Source organism: Phyllobacterium sp. YR531, from assembly GCF_000282595.1.
Taxonomy (GTDB): Bacteria; Pseudomonadota; Alphaproteobacteria; order Rhizobiales; family Rhizobiaceae; genus Phyllobacterium.
Genome location: NZ_AKIZ01000036.1, coordinates 36941 through 59098, shown reverse-complemented (window position 1 = coordinate 59098; position 22158 = coordinate 36941). Strand labels below are relative to the sequence as shown.

At 51.6% G+C, this 22158-nt stretch carries 23 protein-coding genes and 1 tRNA gene; 19 read left to right on the top strand and 5 right to left on the bottom strand.

Translation table 11 applies throughout. The features are described from left to right. Nucleotides 1–23: 23 nt before the first annotated feature. Together PMI41_RS19670 and PMI41_RS19665 are read left to right on the top strand one after the other, a co-directional pair. Nucleotides 24–1367 (top strand): MFS transporter, encoded by a 1344-nt coding sequence (locus PMI41_RS19670; protein ID WP_008127785.1) that lies wholly within the window; start codon nucleotides 24–26, stop codon nucleotides 1365–1367. Between the two features lie 60 nt (nucleotides 1368–1427). Beyond that, complete coding sequence (locus tag PMI41_RS19665) at nucleotides 1428–3386, top strand: DUF4139 domain-containing protein (protein ID WP_008127782.1); 1959 nt, start codon at nucleotides 1428–1430, stop codon at nucleotides 3384–3386. A 10-nt stretch (nucleotides 3387–3396) separates the two neighbouring features. Here the strand turns inward: PMI41_RS19665 and PMI41_RS19660 are convergent, their stop codons facing one another. After that, the gene (locus tag PMI41_RS19660; protein ID WP_008127781.1) at nucleotides 3397–3933 is read right to left on the bottom strand and encodes an SIS domain-containing protein; all 537 of its coding nucleotides are present in this window, start codon (nucleotides 3931–3933) and stop codon (nucleotides 3397–3399) included. A gap of 39 nt (nucleotides 3934–3972) precedes the next feature. Beyond that, complete coding sequence (locus tag PMI41_RS19655) at nucleotides 3973–4746, bottom strand: GntR family transcriptional regulator (protein ID WP_008127780.1); 774 nt, start codon at nucleotides 4744–4746, stop codon at nucleotides 3973–3975. A gap of 150 nt (nucleotides 4747–4896) precedes the next feature. Here PMI41_RS19655 and PMI41_RS19650 point away from each other — a divergent pair, with 150 nt between their 5' ends. From PMI41_RS19650 to PMI41_RS19615, 8 genes are all read left to right on the top strand, one after another. Next, on the top strand, nucleotides 4897–6282 hold the full coding sequence (locus PMI41_RS19650) for a glycosyl hydrolase (RefSeq protein WP_008127779.1): 1386 nt from the start codon (nucleotides 4897–4899) through the stop codon (nucleotides 6280–6282). Beyond that, nucleotides 6273–7205, top strand: a complete 933-nt coding sequence (locus PMI41_RS19645; RefSeq protein WP_040856013.1) for a PfkB family carbohydrate kinase — start codon at nucleotides 6273–6275, stop codon at nucleotides 7203–7205. The genes PMI41_RS19650 and PMI41_RS19645 overlap by 10 nt, the downstream gene beginning before the upstream one ends. Nucleotides 7206–7240: 35 nt before the next feature. Beyond that, a complete protein-coding gene (locus PMI41_RS19640; protein WP_008127777.1) occupies nucleotides 7241–8503 on the top strand; it encodes an ABC transporter substrate-binding protein in 1263 nt (420 codons plus the stop codon). 81 nt (nucleotides 8504–8584) lie between these two features. Continuing rightward, nucleotides 8585–9694, top strand: a complete 1110-nt coding sequence (locus tag PMI41_RS19635) for an ABC transporter ATP-binding protein (protein WP_008127776.1) — start codon at nucleotides 8585–8587, stop codon at nucleotides 9692–9694. Next, on the top strand, nucleotides 9691–10566 hold the full coding sequence (locus tag PMI41_RS19630; protein WP_008127775.1) for a sugar ABC transporter permease: 876 nt from the start codon (nucleotides 9691–9693) through the stop codon (nucleotides 10564–10566). The genes PMI41_RS19635 and PMI41_RS19630 overlap by 4 nt, the downstream gene beginning before the upstream one ends. A gap of 2 nt (nucleotides 10567–10568) precedes the next feature. After that, nucleotides 10569–11435 carry a carbohydrate ABC transporter permease gene (locus PMI41_RS19625; protein ID WP_008127773.1) on the top strand — a complete coding sequence of 289 codons (867 nt, stop codon included), beginning with the start codon at nucleotides 10569–10571 and terminating at the stop codon, nucleotides 11433–11435. A 2-nt stretch (nucleotides 11436–11437) separates the two neighbouring features. Continuing rightward, nucleotides 11438–11704 carry a hypothetical protein gene (locus PMI41_RS19620; RefSeq protein WP_008127771.1) on the top strand — a complete coding sequence of 89 codons (267 nt, stop codon included), beginning with the start codon at nucleotides 11438–11440 and terminating at the stop codon, nucleotides 11702–11704. A gap of 219 nt (nucleotides 11705–11923) precedes the next feature. Beyond that, nucleotides 11924–12205 (top strand): DUF982 domain-containing protein, encoded by a 282-nt coding sequence (locus PMI41_RS19615; RefSeq protein ID WP_008127769.1) that lies wholly within the window; start codon nucleotides 11924–11926, stop codon nucleotides 12203–12205. Between the two features lie 933 nt (nucleotides 12206–13138). Here the strand turns inward: PMI41_RS19615 and PMI41_RS19610 are convergent. Then, a tRNA-Ser gene (locus tag PMI41_RS19610) sits at nucleotides 13139–13229 on the bottom strand. 424 nt (nucleotides 13230–13653) lie between these two features. Here PMI41_RS19610 and PMI41_RS19605 point away from each other — a divergent pair. From PMI41_RS19605 to PMI41_RS19595, 3 genes are all read left to right on the top strand, one after another. After that, nucleotides 13654–13980 carry a hypothetical protein gene (locus PMI41_RS19605; RefSeq protein ID WP_008127767.1) on the top strand — a complete coding sequence of 109 codons (327 nt, stop codon included), beginning with the start codon at nucleotides 13654–13656 and terminating at the stop codon, nucleotides 13978–13980. A gap of 35 nt (nucleotides 13981–14015) precedes the next feature. Next, a complete protein-coding gene (gene msrA / locus PMI41_RS19600; RefSeq protein ID WP_008127765.1) occupies nucleotides 14016–14681 on the top strand; it encodes a peptide-methionine (S)-S-oxide reductase MsrA in 666 nt (221 codons plus the stop codon). A 170-nt stretch (nucleotides 14682–14851) separates the two neighbouring features. Further along, the gene (locus tag PMI41_RS19595) at nucleotides 14852–15847 is read left to right on the top strand and encodes a BMP family ABC transporter substrate-binding protein (RefSeq protein ID WP_008127764.1); all 996 of its coding nucleotides are present in this window, start codon (nucleotides 14852–14854) and stop codon (nucleotides 15845–15847) included. Nucleotides 15848–15876: 29 nt separating this feature from the next. On the opposite strand, the gene PMI41_RS19590 is transcribed toward PMI41_RS19595, so the two are convergent. Further along, nucleotides 15877–16353 (bottom strand): GNAT family N-acetyltransferase, encoded by a 477-nt coding sequence (locus PMI41_RS19590; RefSeq protein ID WP_008127762.1) that lies wholly within the window; start codon nucleotides 16351–16353, stop codon nucleotides 15877–15879. Further along, nucleotides 16354–16566 (bottom strand): SlyX family protein, encoded by a 213-nt coding sequence (locus PMI41_RS19585; RefSeq protein ID WP_008127760.1) that lies wholly within the window; start codon nucleotides 16564–16566, stop codon nucleotides 16354–16356. Nucleotides 16567–16755: 189 nt separating this feature from the next. Between PMI41_RS19585 and PMI41_RS19580 the strand changes: the two genes are divergently transcribed. Genes PMI41_RS19580 through PMI41_RS19555 form a run of 6 tightly spaced genes read left to right on the top strand, consistent with a single transcriptional unit; the run spans nucleotide 16756 to nucleotide 22153 of the window. Then, entirely contained in the window at nucleotides 16756–18288 is a 1533-nt protein-coding gene (locus tag PMI41_RS19580) for an ABC transporter ATP-binding protein (RefSeq protein WP_008127759.1), read from the top strand. Next, nucleotides 18285–18836, top strand: coding sequence for a cysteine hydrolase family protein (locus tag PMI41_RS19575; protein WP_008127758.1), 552 nt, complete (start codon nucleotides 18285–18287; stop codon nucleotides 18834–18836). The genes PMI41_RS19580 and PMI41_RS19575 overlap by 4 nt, the downstream gene beginning before the upstream one ends. Further along, entirely contained in the window at nucleotides 18833–19978 is a 1146-nt protein-coding gene (locus tag PMI41_RS19570; protein WP_008127757.1) for an ABC transporter permease, read from the top strand. Before PMI41_RS19575 ends, PMI41_RS19570 begins: the two co-directional genes overlap by 4 nt. Next, nucleotides 19978–20949, top strand: coding sequence for an ABC transporter permease (locus tag PMI41_RS19565; protein WP_008127756.1), 972 nt, complete (start codon nucleotides 19978–19980; stop codon nucleotides 20947–20949). The genes PMI41_RS19570 and PMI41_RS19565 overlap by 1 nt, the downstream gene beginning before the upstream one ends. Before the next feature lie 2 nt (nucleotides 20950–20951). Further along, nucleotides 20952–21356, top strand: coding sequence for a cytidine deaminase (locus PMI41_RS19560; protein ID WP_008127755.1), 405 nt, complete (start codon nucleotides 20952–20954; stop codon nucleotides 21354–21356). Beyond that, nucleotides 21353–22153, top strand: a complete 801-nt coding sequence (locus tag PMI41_RS19555) for a purine-nucleoside phosphorylase (protein ID WP_008127754.1) — start codon at nucleotides 21353–21355, stop codon at nucleotides 22151–22153. The genes PMI41_RS19560 and PMI41_RS19555 overlap by 4 nt, the downstream gene beginning before the upstream one ends. Nucleotides 22154–22158: the final 5 nt, after the last annotated feature.

Genomic DNA, 22158 nt, shown 5'->3' with positions numbered 1-22158 from the left:
TCGCCAATATCGGGGAAGAGTAAATGAATCAGATCGCAGCAAAACGCCAGCCAATTCGTGCCGCAATAGGGGCCTTCGTCGGTACCATGATCGAGTGGTACGATTTCTATATTTATGGCACGGCTGCGGCTTTGGTTTTCGGGGATGTTTTCTTCGCTTCTGAAGACCCGGTCATGGGTGTGCTTGCATCCCTTGGTACCTTCGCCATCGGATTTGTTGCGAGGCCGGTCGGCGCGCTTCTTTTCGGCCATTTTGGTGACAAGGTAGGCCGTAAGAACTCCCTGATCATCACCTTGCTTCTCATGGGCGCTGCAACAGTGCTGATCGGCGTTTTGCCCAGTTATCACTCCATAGGTGTATCAGCAGCGATCATGCTTGTACTGTTGCGACTGGTGCAAGGCGTTGCTGTTGGCGGCGAATGGGGTGGGGCGGTATTGATTGCAGCAGAACATGCTCCCCCACGCTGGCGGACCTTTCTCGCGTCGGCACCGCAATATGGCAGCCCAATCGGTCTGATTCTCGCAACGCTTGCTTTCCGCACGGTTTCAGACCTGCCACAAGAGGATTTTTTAAGCTGGGGCTGGCGCGTTCCCTTTCTGCTTAGCGGCATATTGATCATCTTCGCTTTTATCATTCGCGCTGGCATCAATGAAAGCCCGGAACTTGAGGCGCGGTTGAAGGAAAAGGCCGTTCAAGACGTCATTCCTGCCAAAGAAATATTCCTGACGAAAAAGAAGTCGCTGCTGCTCGGCATGGGGCTTTGCTTGCTGGGCGTTGCAGGCTTTTATTTCATCACAACGCTGATGATGACATTCACCACGACATCACTCGGAATCAACCGCTCCGATATGCTTGAGCTTGTTTCGTGGGTCGGTGTCGTAGAGCTTTTCGCATTCCCCGCAGGCTCCTACATTGCCACCCGGTTCGGCGAACGCTTCCTTCTTGTCGCAATGTCGGGCGCGGCCTTGCTTTTCGCAGTCCCGATGATGATGCTCATCATCACTGGCAATCTTACAAATATCTACATCGCAATTCTGGTCGCTACCGTATTTCTCGCCGCGCACTATGCTGTCATGGCACCCTTCCTTACGCGGGCTTTTCCGGTTCATCTGCGCTACACAGGCATCTCGCTGTGCTCATCGCTTAGCGGTGCGATATTCAGCGGCCTCACGCCTGTTATCGGCGTCTGGCTCGTTCATGCATATGGTGTTCAATGGGCACCGCTTGCAGGCCTGTTCATCTTTATCGCAGGAATAAGCTTCCTTTGCAGCATATTCCTCCCGGTCGAAGATAGCGGATCAGAGTCCTTTGCGGCTCGTGCTGCCGAAAGATTACAGGAGACAGTGACTGGGCCAGCCAAATCTTAAATTCTTCATCTTTCGCGAATAGGCGTGATTGTCGCTTCGACATATTGGGGAGAATTGTCCATGGCTTTCAAACGTCACCTTCTGCCGGTTCTGCTTTTTCCATTAATCTGCTCTACCGCCCTGGCGGCTGTAAACGGACCTGTGAAATCCGTTATCCTCTCGTCGGGAGGCCTGTCTGAAATCGTTCGTTCAGCCAATATTGGCGACAATAGCGAAATCACGATTAATGTGCCGCTGGATCAGGTGGATGATATCCTGAAGAGCCTCATCATCAGGGATGCCAATGGCAAGGTTAAAAACCTGTCGCTAGCTGGACCGAGCCCGCTCGAAGAGACCTTTCGAACGCTGCCCTTTACTGTAGATGATCTGAACTCGCTTCCTCGGTTGCTGAATGCCGTGAAAGGTACTGGTATCCGCGTGTCCGGCGCGCGCGAGGTGGAAGGCAGCATCCTTGGCGTTGAGTATCAAAACGGTGCTAATGGCGCACAAAATGCCGTACTTTTGTTGCTCACAGCCAAGCGGGAAATTGCAACGATCCCTCTCGATAACTCCATATCGATTGAAATTTTAGACAAGGTTCTGAATGATAAGATCGCTGATGCCACGCTGGTCGCTGGCAAGGCAACGGTTGATGGCTCGCGTACGATCAAGATCGAGCTGGACGGACACGGCACCCGAACAGTCGACATTTCATATGTTGTCTCGGCGCCGATCTGGAAAACCAGCTACCGCATGGTGACAGGTGAAAATGGTACTGCGCGACTGCAGGCCTGGGCCATATTCGAGAACGCCTCCGGTGAAGACTGGAACGATGTTTCCATCGTGCTTTCTTCGGGAAAGCCCGTGACACTGAAACAGGCGCTGCATAGGCGTTACTGGAAAGATCGCACCGAGTTGGTCGTGGATACTTCTGCGAAGAATCCCGCAATTGCAAGTCTAAGTGCCTCACGCAGACAAAAGCTAGGATCGGATCAGGATGCAGCAGCGGGTTATGCGGCTCCAGCTCCGGTAATGGAGATGCAGCAGGCACAAAGACCGATAGAGATGGCACCTGCCTCCATGGAAACCGCTGTCGACGAACAGGAGGTGACGTCGAATTTCACACTGCCTGGGCAATTTGACCTGAAGAATGGCGAAACAATTTCGGTGCCTTTGATTGACAAAGATGTGAAGGCCGAGATGGTTTCAGTCTATCAGGCAGGTAGCAACGCAGAGCATCCAACGGCTTCCGTCATGCTGGAGAACGACAGTGGCTCCAGCTTCCCACAGGGCATTTTGACTGTGTATGACGGCAAGTCCGGATATGTTGGCGACGCTCAGATAGCGGGGATGCCGTCTGGCGAAAAGCGCGCTGCGAGTTTTGCGCTTGATCAAAAGGTTTCAGTGGGTACTGACACCAAGCCCCAGAGGATGATTACGTCGATAAAAGTGGCCGATGGTGTCATCCATGCAAAAACGCTTTTGCGGGATGTAACGGTATTTACTGTCAATGGTGCAGCAGATGGCGATCGTACCGTATTGATCGAGCAGTTGAAGCGCCCGGGCTGGACCTTCAAAGCGGAGAGCACCGGTGATTCCACTCTGACGCATGATCGTGTGCGCGTCGCTTTGAAGGCAGGTGAAACAAAAACTGTCGAGACAGTGAACGAGCAGACGCAGGCCGAAGAATTTGCGTTGTCTGATGCGGTTCCGCAGATGATTACAAGCTGGGCTGACGCGGCAGAAGACCCTGAGGTAAAGGCGAAGTTGAAAGAACTTGCCGAAGCCCGGACGAAGCAGGTCGAGGCACAAGGCGCGCTGGAACGTATCCAGCAGGAATATGATCAGGTGGCCGAGTCTCAGGATCGTACACGCGAAAATCTACGGGCCGTACCCAATGGCGATCTTCAGAGCAGATATCTGGTACAAATGGGCCAAGAGGAAGATCGCTTGGGAGAGCTGCGCAAGGAACGCGATGCAGCACAGAAAGTCATAGGCGAGTTTGACAAGGACGTAACGCGAATAATCCGTACATTCTGATACGAACTGTCTATTGCAGATTGGTATGCCGGTGTTGCATGGCCTCATGCACATCCGGTATCCCGGCTGTCAGCTGCAGTATGACACTGTCCAGAACGAGCAGGCTGCATTGTTCAAAAAGGCTTCCGCCAAACTGAACACTCGCAATGGTTGGTACCAGCATTGTCATGTCGGACATTTGCGCAAGTGGGCTTTGAGCGTCTCGGGTCACCGCAACAACCGTGGCCCCTTCGGACTTTGCAATCTGTGCGAAATTTAAACTGACGGGAGTTTGACCGGAGCCCGATATGATGACCAACCCATCGTTTTGTCGAATGGACGGGGCTGATACTTCACCAACAAAGTGAACAATACGTCCAATATGCATGAAGCGCATCGCGGCCATCTGCGCGGACAGGCCAGAACGGCCTTGTCCGCTGAAGAACCAGCGCCGGTCCGTGTCGGAAAAAATTTGTACCAACTGGTCAAAGGAATTTGCATCTATTTTAGACAGGGTTTCCGATAACTCCTGACTGATGAGCTGCCAGGGCAAGTGAGACACGGTCATTGGAACTACCTCAATGAAATGATCGCGATAATCCGGCTATCAGCTCCGCATACGGGATTGAGTAAGCGATAACGGATAACGGACGGGATGATATGCCATCGAACTCACATTCACCGGGCGATACTCGCTGTCATAAGCAATCTGATCAAGGGTCAGGACTGCCGCCGGAAGGTCGAGTTGCAAAAAGCCGGCCTCTGCCTCAGTTGCAAGCCGTGCGCTCAATGTTGACTGGCCTCGTGCAGGAATGACTCTGTAGCGGTCCTTGAACTCTGCATAGAGCGACCTGTTCCCCGCTCTCCAATCTATATCAAGAATACCAGGGGCGATGGCTTCGGCAAACCAATCGCGTTGAACAACCACTGGCAAATCGTCCAGAAAGCGCAAACGTTCAATAAAGACAACTTTTGAGCCTGGCGGTAACCCAAGAGGGCGCGTGATATCCGAATTGCCTTGAATGATCGCGGCGGCGAGTAGCTGCATGCCGGGTTTGCGATTGTTTGCTTCGGCTGTTTCAGTAAAGCTCCTGACGATCTCGATCTCATAGGTCGGCTGAGGCTCAGTTACGTAAATCCCTTTGCCAGCGCGTGTCTGGAGAAAGCCAAGATTCTCCAGGTCCTTGACAGCTTGCCGGACTGTAATTCGGCTCACGCCATAAAGGGCAACAAGTTCGCGTTCGGATGGGAGCTTGTCATTGACTGAGAGTTTTCCGCTCTCAATCATGTTCTTCAATACAGCTCTCAATTGAACGTAAAGAGGGTCCGGGTGGTTTCGGTCCACCGGGTTTATCCCGCCATTACGTTGCGTATCTATCATCTCGAATCTTCACCTGTTTTTGGCATGCAACGTATCTCGCAGATTGTAGGGACTTTTGTCGAGACCAATGCAAAGAAAGTAGAATTCGCAGCGTTGACATAACTGGTTATAACCAGTAGCAATATCACAGCGTGAGCATTGGAGCAATTCATGAAGTTGACTTTAGTTGGCGGTGGCGGAGTAAGAGCGCCATTGTTTGTGGGCTCGGCACTTCGCCGCGCAGAGCAGAGCGGACTGCAGGAAATTTGCCTGCAGGATATCAACGAGAAGAAGCTCGAATTGTTTGGCCGCATAAGTCAGGAACTGGCTCGGCGGACACAGTCGCCAGTCAAGATTTCCATGACCACCAACGCGGAAAAGGCGCTGGAGGGGGCAAGCTACGTCGTTACGACCGTCCGCCCTGGAGACGAAGAGGGCCGGATAAAGGATGAACGTATCGCCCTATCACATGGAGTGCTGGGTCAGGAAACCACCGGGCCCGGCGGTTTTGCCATGGCACTACGCAGTATTCCCGCAATTCTGGAATATGCACGGCTTCTGAAAAAAGTTAGTCCAGATGCTTGGTTGTTCAATTTCACCAACCCTGCTGGTCTTGTGGCGCAAGCGCTTCAGGATGAGGGATATGATCGCACGATTGGCATTTGTGATGGCGCTAATGGTGCACAGGAGGCCTTGGCCAAATGGTTCAAGGTTCCTCAGAACGATGTTCATGCAGAAGTGGCCGGTCTAAACCATCTCTCTTTTACGCGTAGCGCCAAGATCAATGGGAAAGAGGTTTTGCAACCGCTGCTGGATGATGATCAATTCCTCAAGATGACATCGCAACGAATGTTTGATCCGAAGCTTGTTCGCAGGCAACGGAACTGGATCAATGAATATCTCTATTACTACTATTATGCCGAAAAGGCTGTTGACGCATTGAATTCTGACACCCGTACGCGTGGCGAGGAAGTCAAGGATCTGAACAAAGCGCTTATGGAAACCCTCGGCTCAATCAATCTTGAGAAGAATGCAGAAGAGGCGTTGAACCGCTACTACGCCTATGAGCGGCGGCGCAGTTCTACCTATATGCATTATGCGCTTGAGGATGCTCCAAGCATGGAAGAGGCAGACAGTTTCATCGATACTGGCAGCCATGAGAGTAACTCCGAAGAAGGTGAGGGATACGCCGGTGTTGCTCTTAATCTGGTTGATGCGCTGCAAACCGGTAAGCCTTGCTACAGTGGTCTCAATGTTCGCAATGAGGGAGCAATTGATGGTCTGCGAAGCGACGATGTAGTCGAAGTAAGCTGCATTGTTGACAAGACGGGAATAAGGCCTTTGAACATCGGTAAGATGCCCGAGCCACAGCTTCAACTCATACAAAGCGTGAAGCAGTACGAAAGGCTGGCAGTAAGAGCGATCCGTGAGCGGAGCCGTGATACTGCTGTTGAGGCTTTGATGGCACACCCACTCGTATTGTCCTATTCGCGTGCAGTTCCGTTGGTTGACGAATATCTTGCAGCCCATGCCCAATATGCTGGAGTATGGAAATGAAGGAATCCACGCGATCAACCTATGAAGTGATGATCGTCGGCGAATATTATTTCGACCTCGTTTTTAGAGGATTGCCGGACATACCCAGAATGGGCGCGGACCTGTGGGCAAAGGAATTTGACTGGGTGCCAGGGGCGGCCTTCTCAACCGCTTTGGCATTGACGCGGCTTGGAACAATGGCCGGTTGGTGGTGCGCGTTCGGCAATGACATCTTCAGCCGTATGATCATTGAGGAGGCAAGGCGGGAAAACATTGATGATGGATTGTTTATCCATCTCGACAAGCCATGGCGCCGGTTAAGTTCTGCCTTTTCATTCACTGATGACCGAGGATTTATCAGTTACAGTGAAGACAGGGATCCAAGTCCAACACCAGCTGATCTGGAGCGGATCAGACCGGAGGTGCTCCTTCTGCAAGGTTTCTCCCTTGACGATGATCGGGCCGCGCTCATTGATAGTGCCCGTAAACTTGGCATTAAAGTTTGCTCCGACTGCCAGCATATCGAGATGGATTTGTCTGCACCTGGCCTGATTGAGGCCTTGCAAAAAATCGATGTTTTCCTCCCGAATGAAACCGAGGCAAAAGCTCTTACCGGCGAAACGGATATTGAAGCCGCGCTGAACATTCTGACAAAATACTGCAAAACCGTAGTGATCAAGCGCGGTTCAGAAGGCGTCATAGCAAGTGATAACGGCAGGGTATACCGACTGCCCGCCTTGGCTGTTGATGTTTTTGACACGACCGGCGCTGGTGACTCTTTCAATGCGGGGTTCGTTCATGGACTGCTGCACGAACCGGACTTTGTTTCGGCGTTGGAAGTAGCGGTTATATGTGGCTCGCTTGCAGTGACAGCGTATGGTGGCAGAAACCTGCCATATCTTTCCGATCTTGACCAATACCGGCGGCGAAGCGCTGCCGGCTAACGACTTCAATCAATCAAGAAAAATAGGGAACGGACATGGGATACAAACTCAAATTACTTGCAGGTCTCGCTTTTTTGACCATCGGCGCAGCTCTCCCCGCCAAAGCAGAAACAATATCGATGTTCTGCTCGGCTACGGATTACGAGTTATGTGAAGAAGGGGCTCAAAAATGGGCCAAATCTTCCGGTAACGAGGTCAAGATAAATCGTACACCGCAGAATCTGGACGATGCCATTCCAATCTATCAGCAGTTGTTTGCCTCCAAGTCGGCGGATGTCGATTTGCTTTATGTCGACGTGATCTGGCTGGGCATGATGAAAGATCATTTTTCCGATCTTACATCGCTGGTACCTGAAGCTGAGGTGAAGGCCCATTTCGCCTCAGCGACTGACGCTGCCCGGATTGAAGACAAGTTGATCGCGATGCCGTTTTACATTGATACCGGCCTGATGTTCTATCGCAAGGATCTGCTGGAAAAATATGGCAAACAAGCCCCTAAAACCTGGGATGAGTTGACCGCTACCGCCAAGGAAATTCAGGATGCCGAACGCAAGTCGGGCAATGCGGACATGTGGGGCTATGCCTGGCAAGGGCGCAGCTATGAAGGGCTGACATGCGATGCCGTGGAGTGGATTGCTTCCGGCGGTGGCGGCACAATCCTGTCCGAAAAGGGAGAGGTGACAATTAATAACCCGGCCGCTGTCGCAGCACTGGCCCGTGCCCGGGCCTGGATCGATACGATCTCTCCAAAAGGCGTGCTCAACTATGACGAAGAGAGCTCCCGGGCACTTTTCGAAAGCGGCAACGCGGTATTCCACCGCAATTGGCCCTATGTGTGGGGAACATCTCAGGCACAGGGAAGCAAGCTGGTTGACAAGGTTGGAGTATCGGCACTGCCCGTCGGCGCAGATGGTCAGAAGTCCAGTGGCACGCTTGGCACTGCTTATCTAGCCGTTTCCAAATATTCGACAAAACAGGAAAAGGCTGCCGAACTGCTGAGATATATGGTGGGACTTGAGGATCAGAAGATGCGGGCGATCAAAGGCGGGTATAACCCAACGGTCGAAGCGCTTTATACTGATGCCGAAATTCTTGCAAAGATACCGTTTCTGCCAATGGCAAAGACCGCCTTCGAGGAATCTGTTGCCCGTCCTTCAGCAGCAACAGGCAAAAATTACAACCGGGTGTCGCGTACATTTTATCGTGCTGTCCATGACATAATTTCCGGCACGAGTGACGTGGGCGAGGAGTTGGCGCAGCTCGAAAAAAGACTGAAACGCGATGTCAAGGCCAACTGATTCCCATGACACCTGCGAATGTGCTTCGCAGGTGTCATCATCGTCGCTTCAGCGAATTTTATAATAACCAAAGGCATCATAATGGCCTCCGTCACACTCAAAGAAGTCAGTAAAAGCTTTGGAGCCTATGATGTACTCCGGTCGATTGACCTTGCCGTTGAGGATGGAGAATTCCTGGTCTTTGTGGGGCCGTCAGGATGCGGAAAATCAACCCTGCTGCGTGTGATTGCTGGATTGGTTCCGGTCTCGAAGGGCACTGTTTCAATCGGCGGCAATGAAGTGACCGACGTGCCTGCATCCAAGCGTGGCGTCGCTTTTGTTTTTCAGTCCTATGCCCTCTATCCGCATATGAATGTTGCTCGCAATATCAGTTTCGCACTTGAAACTGCCCGGATGACCAAAGCTGAAATCGGGCGGCGCCTGACGAAGGTGGCCGAGATGCTGAAAATCGGCCACTTGCTTGATCGCAAGCCAAAGCAGTTGTCAGGCGGGCAACGTCAGCGCGTGGCCATTGGCCGGGCTTTGGTCAGCCAGCCGAAATTGTTCTTGTTTGACGAGCCACTCTCCAATCTGGATGCCGATTTGCGGATGGAAATGCGCTTTGAGATTGCCAAGCTCCATTCTGAGGTTGGAGCTACGATGATTTACGTCACGCATGACCAGACCGAAGCAATGACATTGGCCGATCGGATTGTCATTCTGAACCACGGGAGCATTGAACAGATTGGCACGCCGCGCGAACTCTATGACCACCCGGTGAACAGGTTTGTAGCTGGCTTTCTGGGCAGTCCGCGCATGAATTTTACTTCGGTAGAAAGCGATGAAACCGGTAGTACGCTCATCGGCCCGGACGGTTTTAAGCTGAGCGCAAATCACGCAAGCGTTCGGCAAGCGGTAACGCTTGGCATACGCCCGGAAGCATTGGAGATAGTTTCTTCGGACAGCTCAAATTGCATAAAAGGTATATTTGAACGAGTCGAAGACCTTGGCTATGAACAGATTGCCTATATCCGGCTAAGCAACAATACAATCTGGACAGTGAGATCTGCCGGTGCCATCCCGGCATATGATTCAGGCTCCAAAATCGGATTAAGATGGAAGAGCGAAGATCTCTATCTTTTCGATGGTAAAGATCAGTCAATCAGAATTGAATCTTTCCCGCAGCCGCCAGCTATTGAGGTGGTTCGTTGAGGAACAGGGAAGCGACAACAGCATGGCTCTTTCTTGTGCCCCTTTTGCTGGCACTAACTGCTGTTGCAGCATGGCCATTGGCGCGCAATGTCTACTTCTCGTTTACAGATGCTTTTCTTGATAATCCAGCGGACTACAATTTCGTTGGTTTTCAGAATTTTCTGACTGTTATCGAGGATTCCGTTTTCTGGGGCGCCGTTCGCAATACGCTCGTTTTCACCTCGGTGTCAGTTCTCCTTGAAACCATACTTGGTTTTGCAATTGCCCTGCTGCTGCACCGCGCTTTTGCCGGACGCGGTCTGGTACGTGCAGCAATATTGGTGCCTTGGGCAATGCCAATGGTGGTATCTGCAAAGATCTGGGAATGGATGTTCAATGATCAGTTCGGTCTCATCAACAAAGGCCTCATCTGGTTAGGGTTTCTGGATAAAGGCATTGCATGGACTGCCGATCCTTCGCTTATTCTTGGCACGGTCATTTTCATAGACGTGTGGGTTACGACGCCTTTCATGGTTCTGCTCATCCTTGCAGGACTGCAACTGATACCGGAAGAAATCTATGAAGCGGCAGAGGTTTCCGGAGTTCCCGCGTGGAAACGCCTTTGGTCGATTACCTTGCCGTTGGCCACTCCCGCCATCGGGGTAGCAGTTCTCTTCCGGACACTTGACGCATTGCGAATGTTCGATCTGAGTTACGTTCTTGCCGCGAACAATGAGAAGGCCATGACCATGTCCATCTACGCTCGCGACCAGTTGATAAGTTTTCAGGATTTGGGCGTAGGTTCGGCTGCTTCGACCTGGGTATTTCTTATTATAGGACTGATTGCGATCGCTTTGGTCAGCATACTCAGGCTTGACAGGAATGCAGGCTGACCATGGCGCGAAAGTCACAACATTATTCCAACAGCACCTATCGTAAGTTACGTTTTTTGAAGCGTGCCGGGCTTTACTTTGGCGTGTTAATGGTACTCGCCTACATGTTGTTTCCCTATTACTGGGCTATTATCTCTTCCACAAAGACGCCGGAGAATCTCTATTCCTTCAGCCTTTTGCCATCGCTGAATTTTGGTAATTACATCAGTCTGTTTCACAATCCGATTTTTATTGGTGCCATCCTGAATTCGGCGTTTGTGGCTTTCTCCAGCAGTCTGATTTCTCTCGTAGTTAGCATCCTTGCAGCTTACGCGCTGGGCCGGATGAACTTCCGGCTCTCCCGAATGGTGCTGATCTGCGTTCTAATGATTTCTGTGTTTCCGCAGGTCGTGGTGCTATCGGGAATGTTCGAGGTAATTGGCTGGCTCGGGCTCTATAACCGGCCAACAGCACTGGTCTTTTCATATCTTCTTCTTGTGCTCCCCTTTACGACATGGGTGCTTACGAGTTTCATTCGTGATCTGCCACAGGAACTGGAAGAAGCCGCGCTCATTGATGGATGCTCTCGCTTCAGAATTCTCACTCACGTTCTGCTGCCTCTCATGGGGCCGGCCATCGCAAGCACTGGCCTGCTTGCCTTCATTCTTTCGTGGAACGAGTTTCTGTTCGCTTTGACATTTATTCTCACCGATGAGAATCGCACAGTACCTGTGGCTATGGGATTGCTGACGGGAAGCAGCCGTTATGAGTATCCGTTCGGTCAGGTTATGGCAGCATCAGTTACGGTAACGCTGCCTCTCCTCATTCTGGTTCTGATTTTCCAACGTAAAATTGTGTCCGGTCTGACAGCTGGCGCGGTAAAGGGGTAATCATGGCAACGCACAAAGGTCGGCCCCTCCACAACGATCCGTTCAAGCCGGTCGTAGCTGAGCATCGCAGTCATGCTGCAGCGATCAACGAAGAAGGTCTGCCGCCATTGGCACTTGTGCCACCATTGAAATGCGTTGAATGCGATTCAATGCAGCTGTTTCTTGTTCAGGAGTCAGAAGGCCTCGCGCCAATTCACTGCCCGGAATGCGGTGCTTTTCTGTGCATGTGGAAAGATATCGTTGAAAAATACGCATTGTCAGAACTGTGATAACTGTCTTGCGGTGTGACTCCAAGGTATTTTGATTTCGCGGGAAACCATCATTAGTTGGTAAAAAATACCGATACTTCGTGCCCTGTTGTGCATTTTTATCGCGTCACTATCGCGTCACGCTTGGGGGCGTAAGGGCACATGCAGGCAGGTAAATAAAAAACAGTTCAACTTTTGGCATGTAAGCCAAATCCCTTGCCGAAGGTGACCGAGGCCCGAATGGTTAGTAGCGTATTTCAGTCTGTCACCTTGGAAAATAGTCAAATAGGCCGAGTTGAAACTGTATCATCAATCGATGAGGCAGCAGCTTTTCTGCTTGGCGGATGGCCCAAGAAGAAATCACCCCTGCATTTGGAAGCACGCGTTGCCTGCTATGAGGCGCAATCGGGACTTGTTTCTATCGAGGCGGCACGATCAATTTTCATAGAGGCTGCGATCGAGGCGAATATTTACATCCAGCAAGAAAATTTACATGAACTGAGGGTCGCTGGATCAAAGTAATTATTGCAGAAGACGTTGGTAATTCAAATTTGGCCATAGCTTTGGCCACTGTTCATTCATCTGCTTTGACTCTGACACGTACCTTGTGGCAAATGCGCCGCTTAATTGGACAGAACAACGTATTCGCATTTTATATTTTCAATGGCAGTTTTGCGCTGGCTCAACCGGCATAGCCTTCATCGTCGATCTGGAAAGAGACAGGCACGACGGTACCGGCTGAAATTGCCCTTATAAGCGCCGTGATCGATCCGGTCAGCCAAACCAGCTGGATAAACGTCAACCCAACAGAGCCAGTTTCTTCAGATCAACCTTTTTCAGAACACCTGGCCGCGGAACTAAGTAAAGTTGAACAAGGAACATCGTTGTTGGTCAAAGCTCTTCAGGCCAGATAAAACAGCGATATTGGCGATACCTCGCCGCTTTTATCAATTGGCTTGCAGCGAATATTATTTGATTAGCTGCAAGCCAATTGAGACTCTGGGCGTGACTACCACCAACAAACGTCAAAAATCTGCATTATAATCAGGGACCAATTATTAAAGATAAATTCGGCTTTCGATCGCTCCAACTGTCAGCCTGGCGGGCAGGCGAAATGGCGTCCCGACGTGCATCAGTCAAAAGCGCCTTGGTCAGTGCATAGCGCGTGGTTGGCACTTTCGATGCACACCTTTACCATCTCTTTTAGCCTGATAAAGAGCTTCGTCGGCCGACTGTATCAGCTTCTCTGCGGAAGTTGCTGTTAGAAGCCAATCCAAGACTACTATACTCATAGCGCCAGATCATACTTTAACCACGGACAGATTTCTACGGGAGAATGCTGTGGGCTAGTATACGATTGTCATAGGTAGCTGCCTGCGTAGTTGCTAGCTCCCCAGTTTGCTCGTTTTTCTTTGTGTAAAAAACAGTGCAAAAACAGATAAATGGCTGGTTTAATGGCGGAGAGAGCGGGATTCGAACCCGCGTTACGCTATTAACGTAAACACACTTTCCAGGCGTGCGCCTTCAACCACTCGGCCACCTCTCCGCAAGACGTTCGGCAGATCGCCGATCGGGTCGATTATTTGCAACCGGAAAGAGCGGCTGCAAGAGCACCGTCAACCATCGGCCACTCAATCTCGGTACATGCAGGTTGCTCTACGATGGTTAGTCGGCAGCTACCCGTGCGGCGCGCACTATAGCCAGAACAAGCACTTGTTCAACTCCTAATTCAACATATTTTTGATTCGTGATAACTTAGTGATTTTTCTTTTGATATTCAGTGGCTTAAAGGCTTTCAATCGTACCGGAGCTTCGCTTCAAGCTGTGGAATGCGTTAGTGCGTATGAGGAAGGAGTGTCGCAAACATGTTCAGAAAGCGATTCCGGTTTTCCGGGTTTTGCGCTAGAGGGTAGGAAATCAAGCGGCTTGCAGCCCCCTCGGGTCGCAAAACCGTCCTGTTCTGGAGAAGAATGTTGCTACGTCTTGTTTGCAGGCTTTTAGCCTATATCTGCCTCAGCCTCGCTATCATTGCTGCAGTCCTTGATGCGGCCCGGTCAGTTGGCGCATCCAATCTGGTCATAACGTCGCTGCGAGATAGCTGGCAATCGGTCTCAACCAATTCCCTTGCACTTGTCGAAACGAGCATCAGAACCCATCTATACGGCATATTCTGGGACCCGTTGATGCTTTGGATACTGGAAGCACCCACAGTTATCGTCTTCGCCCTGCTTGCCCTCCTGTTGTATATGATCGGGTACAGACGTGCGGACAGAACTGGAAGGTTCGCTGCCCGATAAGCATTGCCAAGGTCCATGCACCCGGAGGTAATTCAATGTCCATATTCAGCATGCTCAGCAAAAAATCTGAAATGCCAACGGCAGAACAGGCATTGCTTGGCCGTTCGTCGCCGATTCCGACCGCAGAAACCCATTTTGTCAGCGGACTTCCATTGAAGGGTCCTTGGCCTGAAAACATGGAAACCGCCATGTTCGGGATGGGATGTTTTTGGGGCGTGGAACGGCTGTTCTGGCAGGTTCCCGGAGTTTATCTGACTGTGGCGGGTTACGCAGGTGGTATTACACCCAATCCGACCTATCAGGAAACCTGTACCGGCCTTACCGGGCACAATGAGGTAGTATTGGTCGTTTTCGATCCGGCTGTTGTCTCCTACAACGAGCTTTTGACAATATTCTGGGAGGAGCACGATCCAACTCAGGGTATGCGGCAGGGCAATGACGTGGGAACAACATACCGGTCCGGTATTTATACCTTCTCGCCTGAGCAGCAGGCAGCAGCAGAAGCGAGTAGGGCGACTTACCAGAAAGCACTTACAGCCAGCAATCGTGGGACAATAACCACCGAAATCATTGAAGCACCAACATTCTACTATGCGGAAGATTACCACCAGCAATATCTTGCAAAAAATCCGGCTGGTTATTGTGGCTTGCGTGGTACGGGCGTTGCCTGCCCGATCCCTGGTGCCAAGGCAGTCAACTGACCGAATTCGACGCTTTGGTAACCGTTTTCTGATCGTTTGGAAAAATTCCGCGTGAATTTTGCGCAATGCCGTGCAAGATTGGGCGTGGTGCGGCAGGGAATATCCTGCTGCAATGGTCTCGGACACAGCGGCAAGTTGTGTCTCAACAAAATCCAGAGGGTTGCCATCAAATGAAGCGTATTGTTCTCGGTCTCCTTGCGGCTACGGCATTGTCCGTCTCAGCTTATGCTGCGGACGACAAGCCAGCCTTGATTTTCGATCTCGGCGGCAAGTTCGATAAATCGTTCAACGAAGCTGCTTTCAACGGGGCCGAAAAATATGCGGCTGATTCCGGTGTAAAGTTCCGCGAATTTGAAATCCAGAACGAAGCACAGCGCGAGCAGGCGCTTCGCAAATTTGCGTCGGATGGCAATTCGCCTATCGTGATCGCCGGTTTTTCGGCCGCAGCAGCTATCGAAAAAGTGTCGGGTGAGTTTCCTGATACCAAATTTGTCATCATTGATGCGCAAGTTGACAAACCCAATGTGCGTTCGGTCATTTTCAATGACAATGAAGGCTCATACCTTGTTGGCGTAATTGCAGCAAAGGCATCCAAGACCGGCACGGTAAGCTTTATCGGTGGTATGGACGTTCCATTGATCCGTAATTTTGCGTGCGGTTATGTTGGCGGCGTCAAGGCAACCAATGCCGATGCCAAGGTCATTCAGAACATGACCGGCGACACGCCAGCTGCCTGGAATGATCCCTCCAAGGGTGGTGAAATTGCCAAGTCCCAGATGGATCAGGGTTCAGATGTCATTTTTGCGGCAGCCGGCGGAACAGGCATTGGCGTTCTTCAAGCTGCAGCTGATGCTGACAAGCTCGGCATCGGCGTAGACTCCAACCAGAATGGCCTGCATCCCGGCAAAGTTCTGACATCAATGTTAAAGCGTGTCGATGTTGCGACTTACAATGCGTTCAAGGATGGTGCTGACGGTAAATTTACCGCAGGCGTCAGCTATCTGGGCGTCAAGGATGGGGGTGTGGACTACGCGGCTGATGAAAACAACGCGAAACTCCTGACCGATGATATCAAAAAAGCGGTTGAAGCTGCAAAGGCCGACATCATCTCCGGAAAAGTGAAGGTTCACAGCTATTTCTCAGACAATGCCTGCCCGTATAAATAAGGTGTAGATTGAAGTAGAAAAGCCGCTGGTTACATCACCAGCGGCTTTTTTAATGGTTTTTGCAAAATCCACATCCCGGCATTGTCGCCGTGCAGTTCTTCAACCTTCTGCCAGCCCATCCGCTCGTAATAACCTGTTTCAGCCGTATAGAGATAAAGTTGTCCATGACCCTGCAGCTGAGCAGCTTTTTCGGTCGCCTCAACCAGAGCTTTGCCGACCCCAAGCAATCTCATTTCGGGGGTAACGTAGAGACTTGCAAGCCAAGGGTGTAAATGAGGGTGGCTATCAAGGTCATGGTCGATCAGCAATGACAGGCCGACGGGCAGGCCGGAAACGAAACCAACGAGTGCTTTCTGGCGGCTTTCAGGACTGAGGAAATTTAAGAAGCTTTCGACGATCTCTTCCCGGCTGCGACCATCGTCACGGCCCCATGCCTCGTAATTCCAGCGCGCGCATAATGGCACGAGTTCGGGGTGGTGTTCGAGAGGCTCTACTCGTGTAATCATCTAATAGTGCGGAGGTTTGGTTACGGGAATATCGTCGGCGGATTGCTCTTCCAGCATAAGGAAACGATCTGTCAGGGCATCCAGTTTGCGCCGCATGGCCTCAATGGTCTTCCACTGCTCGGCAAGCTGGCCTGAGAGTTCATCAATCGTTTTTTCTTGTTCGGTTACCAGGATTTCGAGCCGCGTCAGGCGGTCAATGTTTTCGGCTGTCATTCCCGTCTCCGTTCTTTCTTATTCTGTTCCGGGTTTGATATTTGAACAAGTTGATATCCATTGCGTCAAGGCATGAAGAGATGATAGCGGCTGTTGAATGTTGCTTTTCTTGACTGGAAAGAAAAATTTCCCGTGTTAGGGTCAAAAGCTTCGAAAAACGACAAAAGCTGATCAACAGCGGATGGGGATATGAGCGTAGCTGCAATCGAACTTATTGGCGTGGACAAGCGTTTCGGCACAGTCCATGCAAATCGCGATATTCATCTTGCTATAGAAAAAGGGACGATTCACGGCATCATTGGCGAAAACGGTGCTGGAAAATCGACCCTGATGTCGATCCTCTATGGGTTTTATCAAGCCGACAGCGGTGAAATACGCATCAATGGCAATGCGACCAAAATCTCCGATCCGAATGCTGCAATCGGGATGGGTATTGGCATGGTCCATCAGCATTTCATGCTGGTCGAAAATTTCACAGTTCTGGAAAATGTCATGCTTGGCGTGGAGGGGGCTCCACTCCTGAAAAATGGTATCGCGAAAGCTCGCGCCGAGTTGAAACGCCTTGAACAGGAATATGAGCTTGATGTCGATCCGGACGCCCTGATCGAAGAATTGCCTGTTGGCCTGCAGCAGCGTGTAGAAATTCTCAAAGCACTTTATCGTGGCGCTGAGATTCTTGTGCTGGACGAGCCAACCGGGGTTTTGACGCCGCCGGAAGCAGATCATCTTTTCCGAATTCTTGAGCAATTGCGGGATCAAGGCAAAACAATCATTCTCATAACGCACAAGCTACGCGAGATCATGGCTGCAACCGACAACGTATCGGTTATGCGTCAGGGTTCAGTTGTGGCAACGCGAAAGACCAGCGAAACTTCGGTGGAAGAATTGGCTGAGCTTATGGTTGGTCGTCGTGTTCTCCTGCGTGTTCAGAAGGGGGAGGCGCAACCCGGTGAAGTGAAGCTTTCCGTCGAAAACCTGACGGTGCGGGACAGTCGTGGTGTTGTCATGGTCGATAATGCCTCTTTCAATGTGCGTGCAGGTGAAATCGTTGGCATTGCGGGCGTAGCGGGCAATGGGCAATCACAACTGATCGAGACGATAGCTGGAATTCGCGCTGCCGTATCAGGCCGCGTTTTGCTGGATGGTCAGTTGATCGATATTACTGGCGCGGCAGACCCGGGCGAGTTGCGGGATCGCGGTTTGGCGCATGTGCCCGAAGACCGTCACCATATGGGGTTGGTTCTGGCCTTCGAGGAATATGAAAACTCCATCCTCGGATATCATGACGATCCGCTTTATCTCAAAGGGCCGTTTCTTGATATTGATGCCATCAAAGCCGATGCGCGCAAAAAGATCGAAAAGTATGACATACGCCCGGGCGATCCGAACCTGAAGACAGCCAATTTCTCGGGCGGCAATCAGCAGAAAATTGTACTTGCGCGTGAAATCGAGCGCGATCCGGGTGTGCTTATCATCGGCCAGCCGACGCGCGGCGTCGACGTTGGTGCAATCGAGTTCATCCACAAACGCATTATCGAAATGCGCGATGCGGGTAAGGCCGTCCTGCTGGTTTCTGTGGAGCTTGATGAAATTCGGTCATTGTCGGACCGCATCCTGGTCATGTTTGCCGGTCGTATTGTCGGTGAACGCGATGCTGAAGCCGATGAAGGCGAACTCGGCTGCCTCATGGCTGGTGTGGAACAGTTGGAGGCTGCGCAATGACAACGCAGGCTCTTATCGTAATTGATGTGCAAAATGCGATAGATGATCCCAAATGGGGCCGCCGCGGGCAACGTGAAGCTGAAGTGAGAATTGCAGAATTGCTTGCAGCTTGGCGCGAGCGCCGCTTGCCCATTGTCCACATCCGTCATGATTCGACAGATCCAGCATCACCCTATCGTCCGGGCACGCAAGGCAATGAATTCAAGGATGAAGTAGCGCCTCAGATAGGAGAGCCGGTCGTAGACAAGCGCACAAACAGTGCGTTCATCGGCACCGATCTGATGGACGTGCTTGATGAGCTACAGGTTCGCAGTCTGGTGGTGACTGGCGTGCTGCTCGAAAACTCTGTTGATGCAACAGTGCGTATGGCAGCAGGGTTGGGGTTCGAGGTGATTATCCCGGAAGATGCCGTCGCGAGCGTTGATCGCAAGGACCACCGCGGTAAAAACTGGTCGGCAGAAGATGTGCATGCTTTGGCACTTTCTCTGCTTGAGGGTGAGTATGCCCGTATCACGACATCTGCAGAAATTATCGGAAACCTGCCATGAGCCAGCCTTTTGCAAAACTACCCGCTTGGGCAGATTACGGACTTCTTCCGCTCATTAATCTTGTCGTTGCCTTCTTTGTTGCGGGACTTGTCGTTCTTCTTGTCGGGGAAAACCCGATCGATGCGGCAGTGCTTATGGTCAAGGGCGCATTTGGTTCGGGTGATGGCGTTGGCTATACCCTGTATTACGCGACCAATTTCATTTTCACGGGCCTGTGTGTCGCTGTGGCATTTCACTGCGGACTGTTCAATATCGGTGGCGAAGGACAAGCATATATTGGCGGCCTCGGCGTAGCTTTCATAGGGCTGAGCCTTGGCGATACTCTGCCTTGGTGGGTGGTATTTCCATTGGCAATTGTGGCCTCAGGCATAGCTGGTGCCTTGTGGGCGCTTATTCCTGCCTGGCTGCAAGCGAGGCGCGGTTCGCACGTTGTTATCACGACGATTATGTTCAATTTCATTGCGGCAAGCATCATGGTCTATATCGTGGTGCAAATCCTCAAGCCGATGAATATTCAATCCCCGGAGACACGTGTTTTCGGTGCTGGCGGGCAACTGCCAAGCCTTGGATGGCTGTTGAATTCCGTGGGGCTTAACATGCGTTCCGCCCCGCTCAATCTCAGTTTTCTTATTTCCCTTGTGGCAGCCTTTCTGGTCTGGGTACTCATCTGGCGGACGAAACTTGGTTATGAAATCCGCACGATGGGCTTCAGCCCGAAGGCTGCACGTTACGCAGGTATCAGCGAGCTGCGCATCATTATCATTACCATGATGATCTCAGGTGCGTTGGCCGGTATGATGGCACTGAATCCCATCATGGGCGCACAGCATCGACTGCAGCTGGACTTTGTCGCAGGTGCGGGTTTCGTCGGTATCGCAGTCGCTCTCATGGGGCGGTCGCATCCCGTTGGTATTGTACTTGCCGCTATCCTGTTCGGCATGCTCTATCAGGGCGGCGCTGAGATTGCTTTTGATATGCCAAACATTTCTCGCGATATGATTGTGATCATTCAAGGCTTGGTGATCCTGTTTGCCGGAGCACTCGAGCACATGTTCAGACCGACTTTGCAGCGTATTTTCTTCGGGTTCTCACGTAAAAAGAACGAGACTGCCGCTCCCGTCACTGCTGGAGGAAACCAGTAATGGATAGCTTCGTCGCCATTCTCCAACTGTTTGATTCAACAATCCGTTTGTCAGCTCCGCTGCTGCTCGCTTGTCTAGCAGGGCTTTATTCGGAACGCGCTGGCATCTTCGATATTGGCCTTGAGGGCAAAATGCTGGCGGGCGCTTTTGCTGCAGGTGCTGTTGCCACATGGTATGGCTCAGCCAGTCTCGCTTTAATCGCTGCTATTGCCATATCGGTGGCCTTGGGGCTGGTGCATGGCTTTGCATCCATAACACATCGTGGAAATCAGATTGTCTCTGGCGTTGCGATAAACTTCATTGCAGCGGGAACAACAGTTATTCTGGGGCAGGCGTGGTTCCATCAAGGTGGCCGGACGCCCTCATTGCCAAACACGGCGCGGTTCAACGCGATCAATCTACCCGGTGCGGAGACGTTACGAGAGGTTCCAATCATCGGCCCAATTTATTTCGAGCTGATATCCGGTCATTCCATCCTTGTTTATCTGGCTTTCCTGCTGGTGCCTTTCACTTGGTGGGTGCTTTACCGCACGCGTTTCGGACTGCGTTTGCGGGCGGTGGGTGAAAATCCGGCAGCTGTAGACACAGCGGGTATTTCTGTTCCTTGGCTGCGCTATCGCGCTGTCATTTGCTGCGGCATTCTTTGCGGCATTGCTGGCGCTTATCTTGCCACGGCGCAAGGCGCTGGTTTCGTAAAAGATATGACGGCAGGTAAGGGCTATATTGCGCTTGCGGCTTTGATCTTCGCAAAATGGCGGCCTGTGCAGGCAATGTATGCTTGTCTTCTATTCGGGTTTCTTGATGCCTTGGGCATTCGTCTCCAAGGTCAGTCTTTGCCTTTGATCGGGGAAGTGCCGGTACAGCTTATGCAGGCTCTGCCCTATATTCTCACGATTGTTCTGCTGGCAGGTTTCATTGGCAAGGCAATCCCGCCGAAAGCTGGTGGCGTAGCCTATGTCAAGGAAAGATAGTCATGAGCACTGATTTGTTTGATGCAGCTTTTGCGGCGATGCAGAAAACCCATTCGCCCTATTCGCAGTTTCCCGTTGGAGCGGCGCTGCGGACAAGTGACGGGCGAATCTATTCCGGCTGCAATATCGAAGTGGTCTCATATCCTGAAGGCTGGTGTGCCGAGACCACTGCCCTATCCCACTTCGTCATGGGCGGTGGTGGGACGATCACCGAAATAGCTGTGGTGGCGGAGAAAAAGGCAAAGTGTACGCCCTGTGGTGGTTGCCGTCAGCGTCTGGCCGAATTCGCTGGCCCGGAAACTCTCCTGCACCTTTGCGACAATAACGGTATTGTCCAGACATTGACGATGAAAGAACTGTTCCCCTTCGGTTTTGAGGCGGAAGTGCTTGGTAAAGGTGCCGCATGATCGCGCCAGCCACCAGTACCCTCATTGAAAGGCTGAATGGCCTCGCGCCACGCGTTGCGCTGGTGCTTGGCTCCGGCCTCGGTTCTCTGGTTGATGCGGTGGAGAATGCAGTCCGGATTCCTTACTCTGAGTTACTGGGCTTTCCGCATAGTGGTGTTTCCGGTCACGCTGGCGAGTTGGTTGCCGGTTATCTTTCCGGGAAACCGGTCCTGATGCTTGCGGGACGGGCACACTATTACGAAAAAGGCGATGCTTCCGTTATGCGCCCTGTGATAGCGGCGCTGGCAGAGATCGGCATTGACATGCTTGTTCTGACAAATGCGGCAGGGTCTGTGCGTCACGATCTGGCCCCTGGTAGTGTGATGCTGATTGATGACCATATCAACTATTCTGGTCTGAATCCGCTAATTGGCGAGCCGTCCGATAAACGCTTTGTCGGTATGACAACGGCATATGATCAACAACTTAAAGATGCTCTTATAATTGCGGCTAGCGAAGTTGGAGAGAAACTGGCGCAAGGCGTTTACATGTGGTTTTCGGGACCATCGTTCGAAACACCTGCCGAAATACGCATGGCCAGAACATTGGGCGCTGATGCGGTTGGAATGTCGACAGTTCCAGAGGTCATTCTGGCTCGATTTTTTGGACTTCGGGTTGCCGCTTGTTCGGTCATCACAAATTTCGGGGCCGGTATGACCGGTGCAGAACTATCGCATGAAGAGACGAAAGACGTGGCACCGCAAGGCGGCGCGCGTTTGCAGAAGATTATTCGCTCGCTGATTCAGGAAATAGGTTAGCCGAT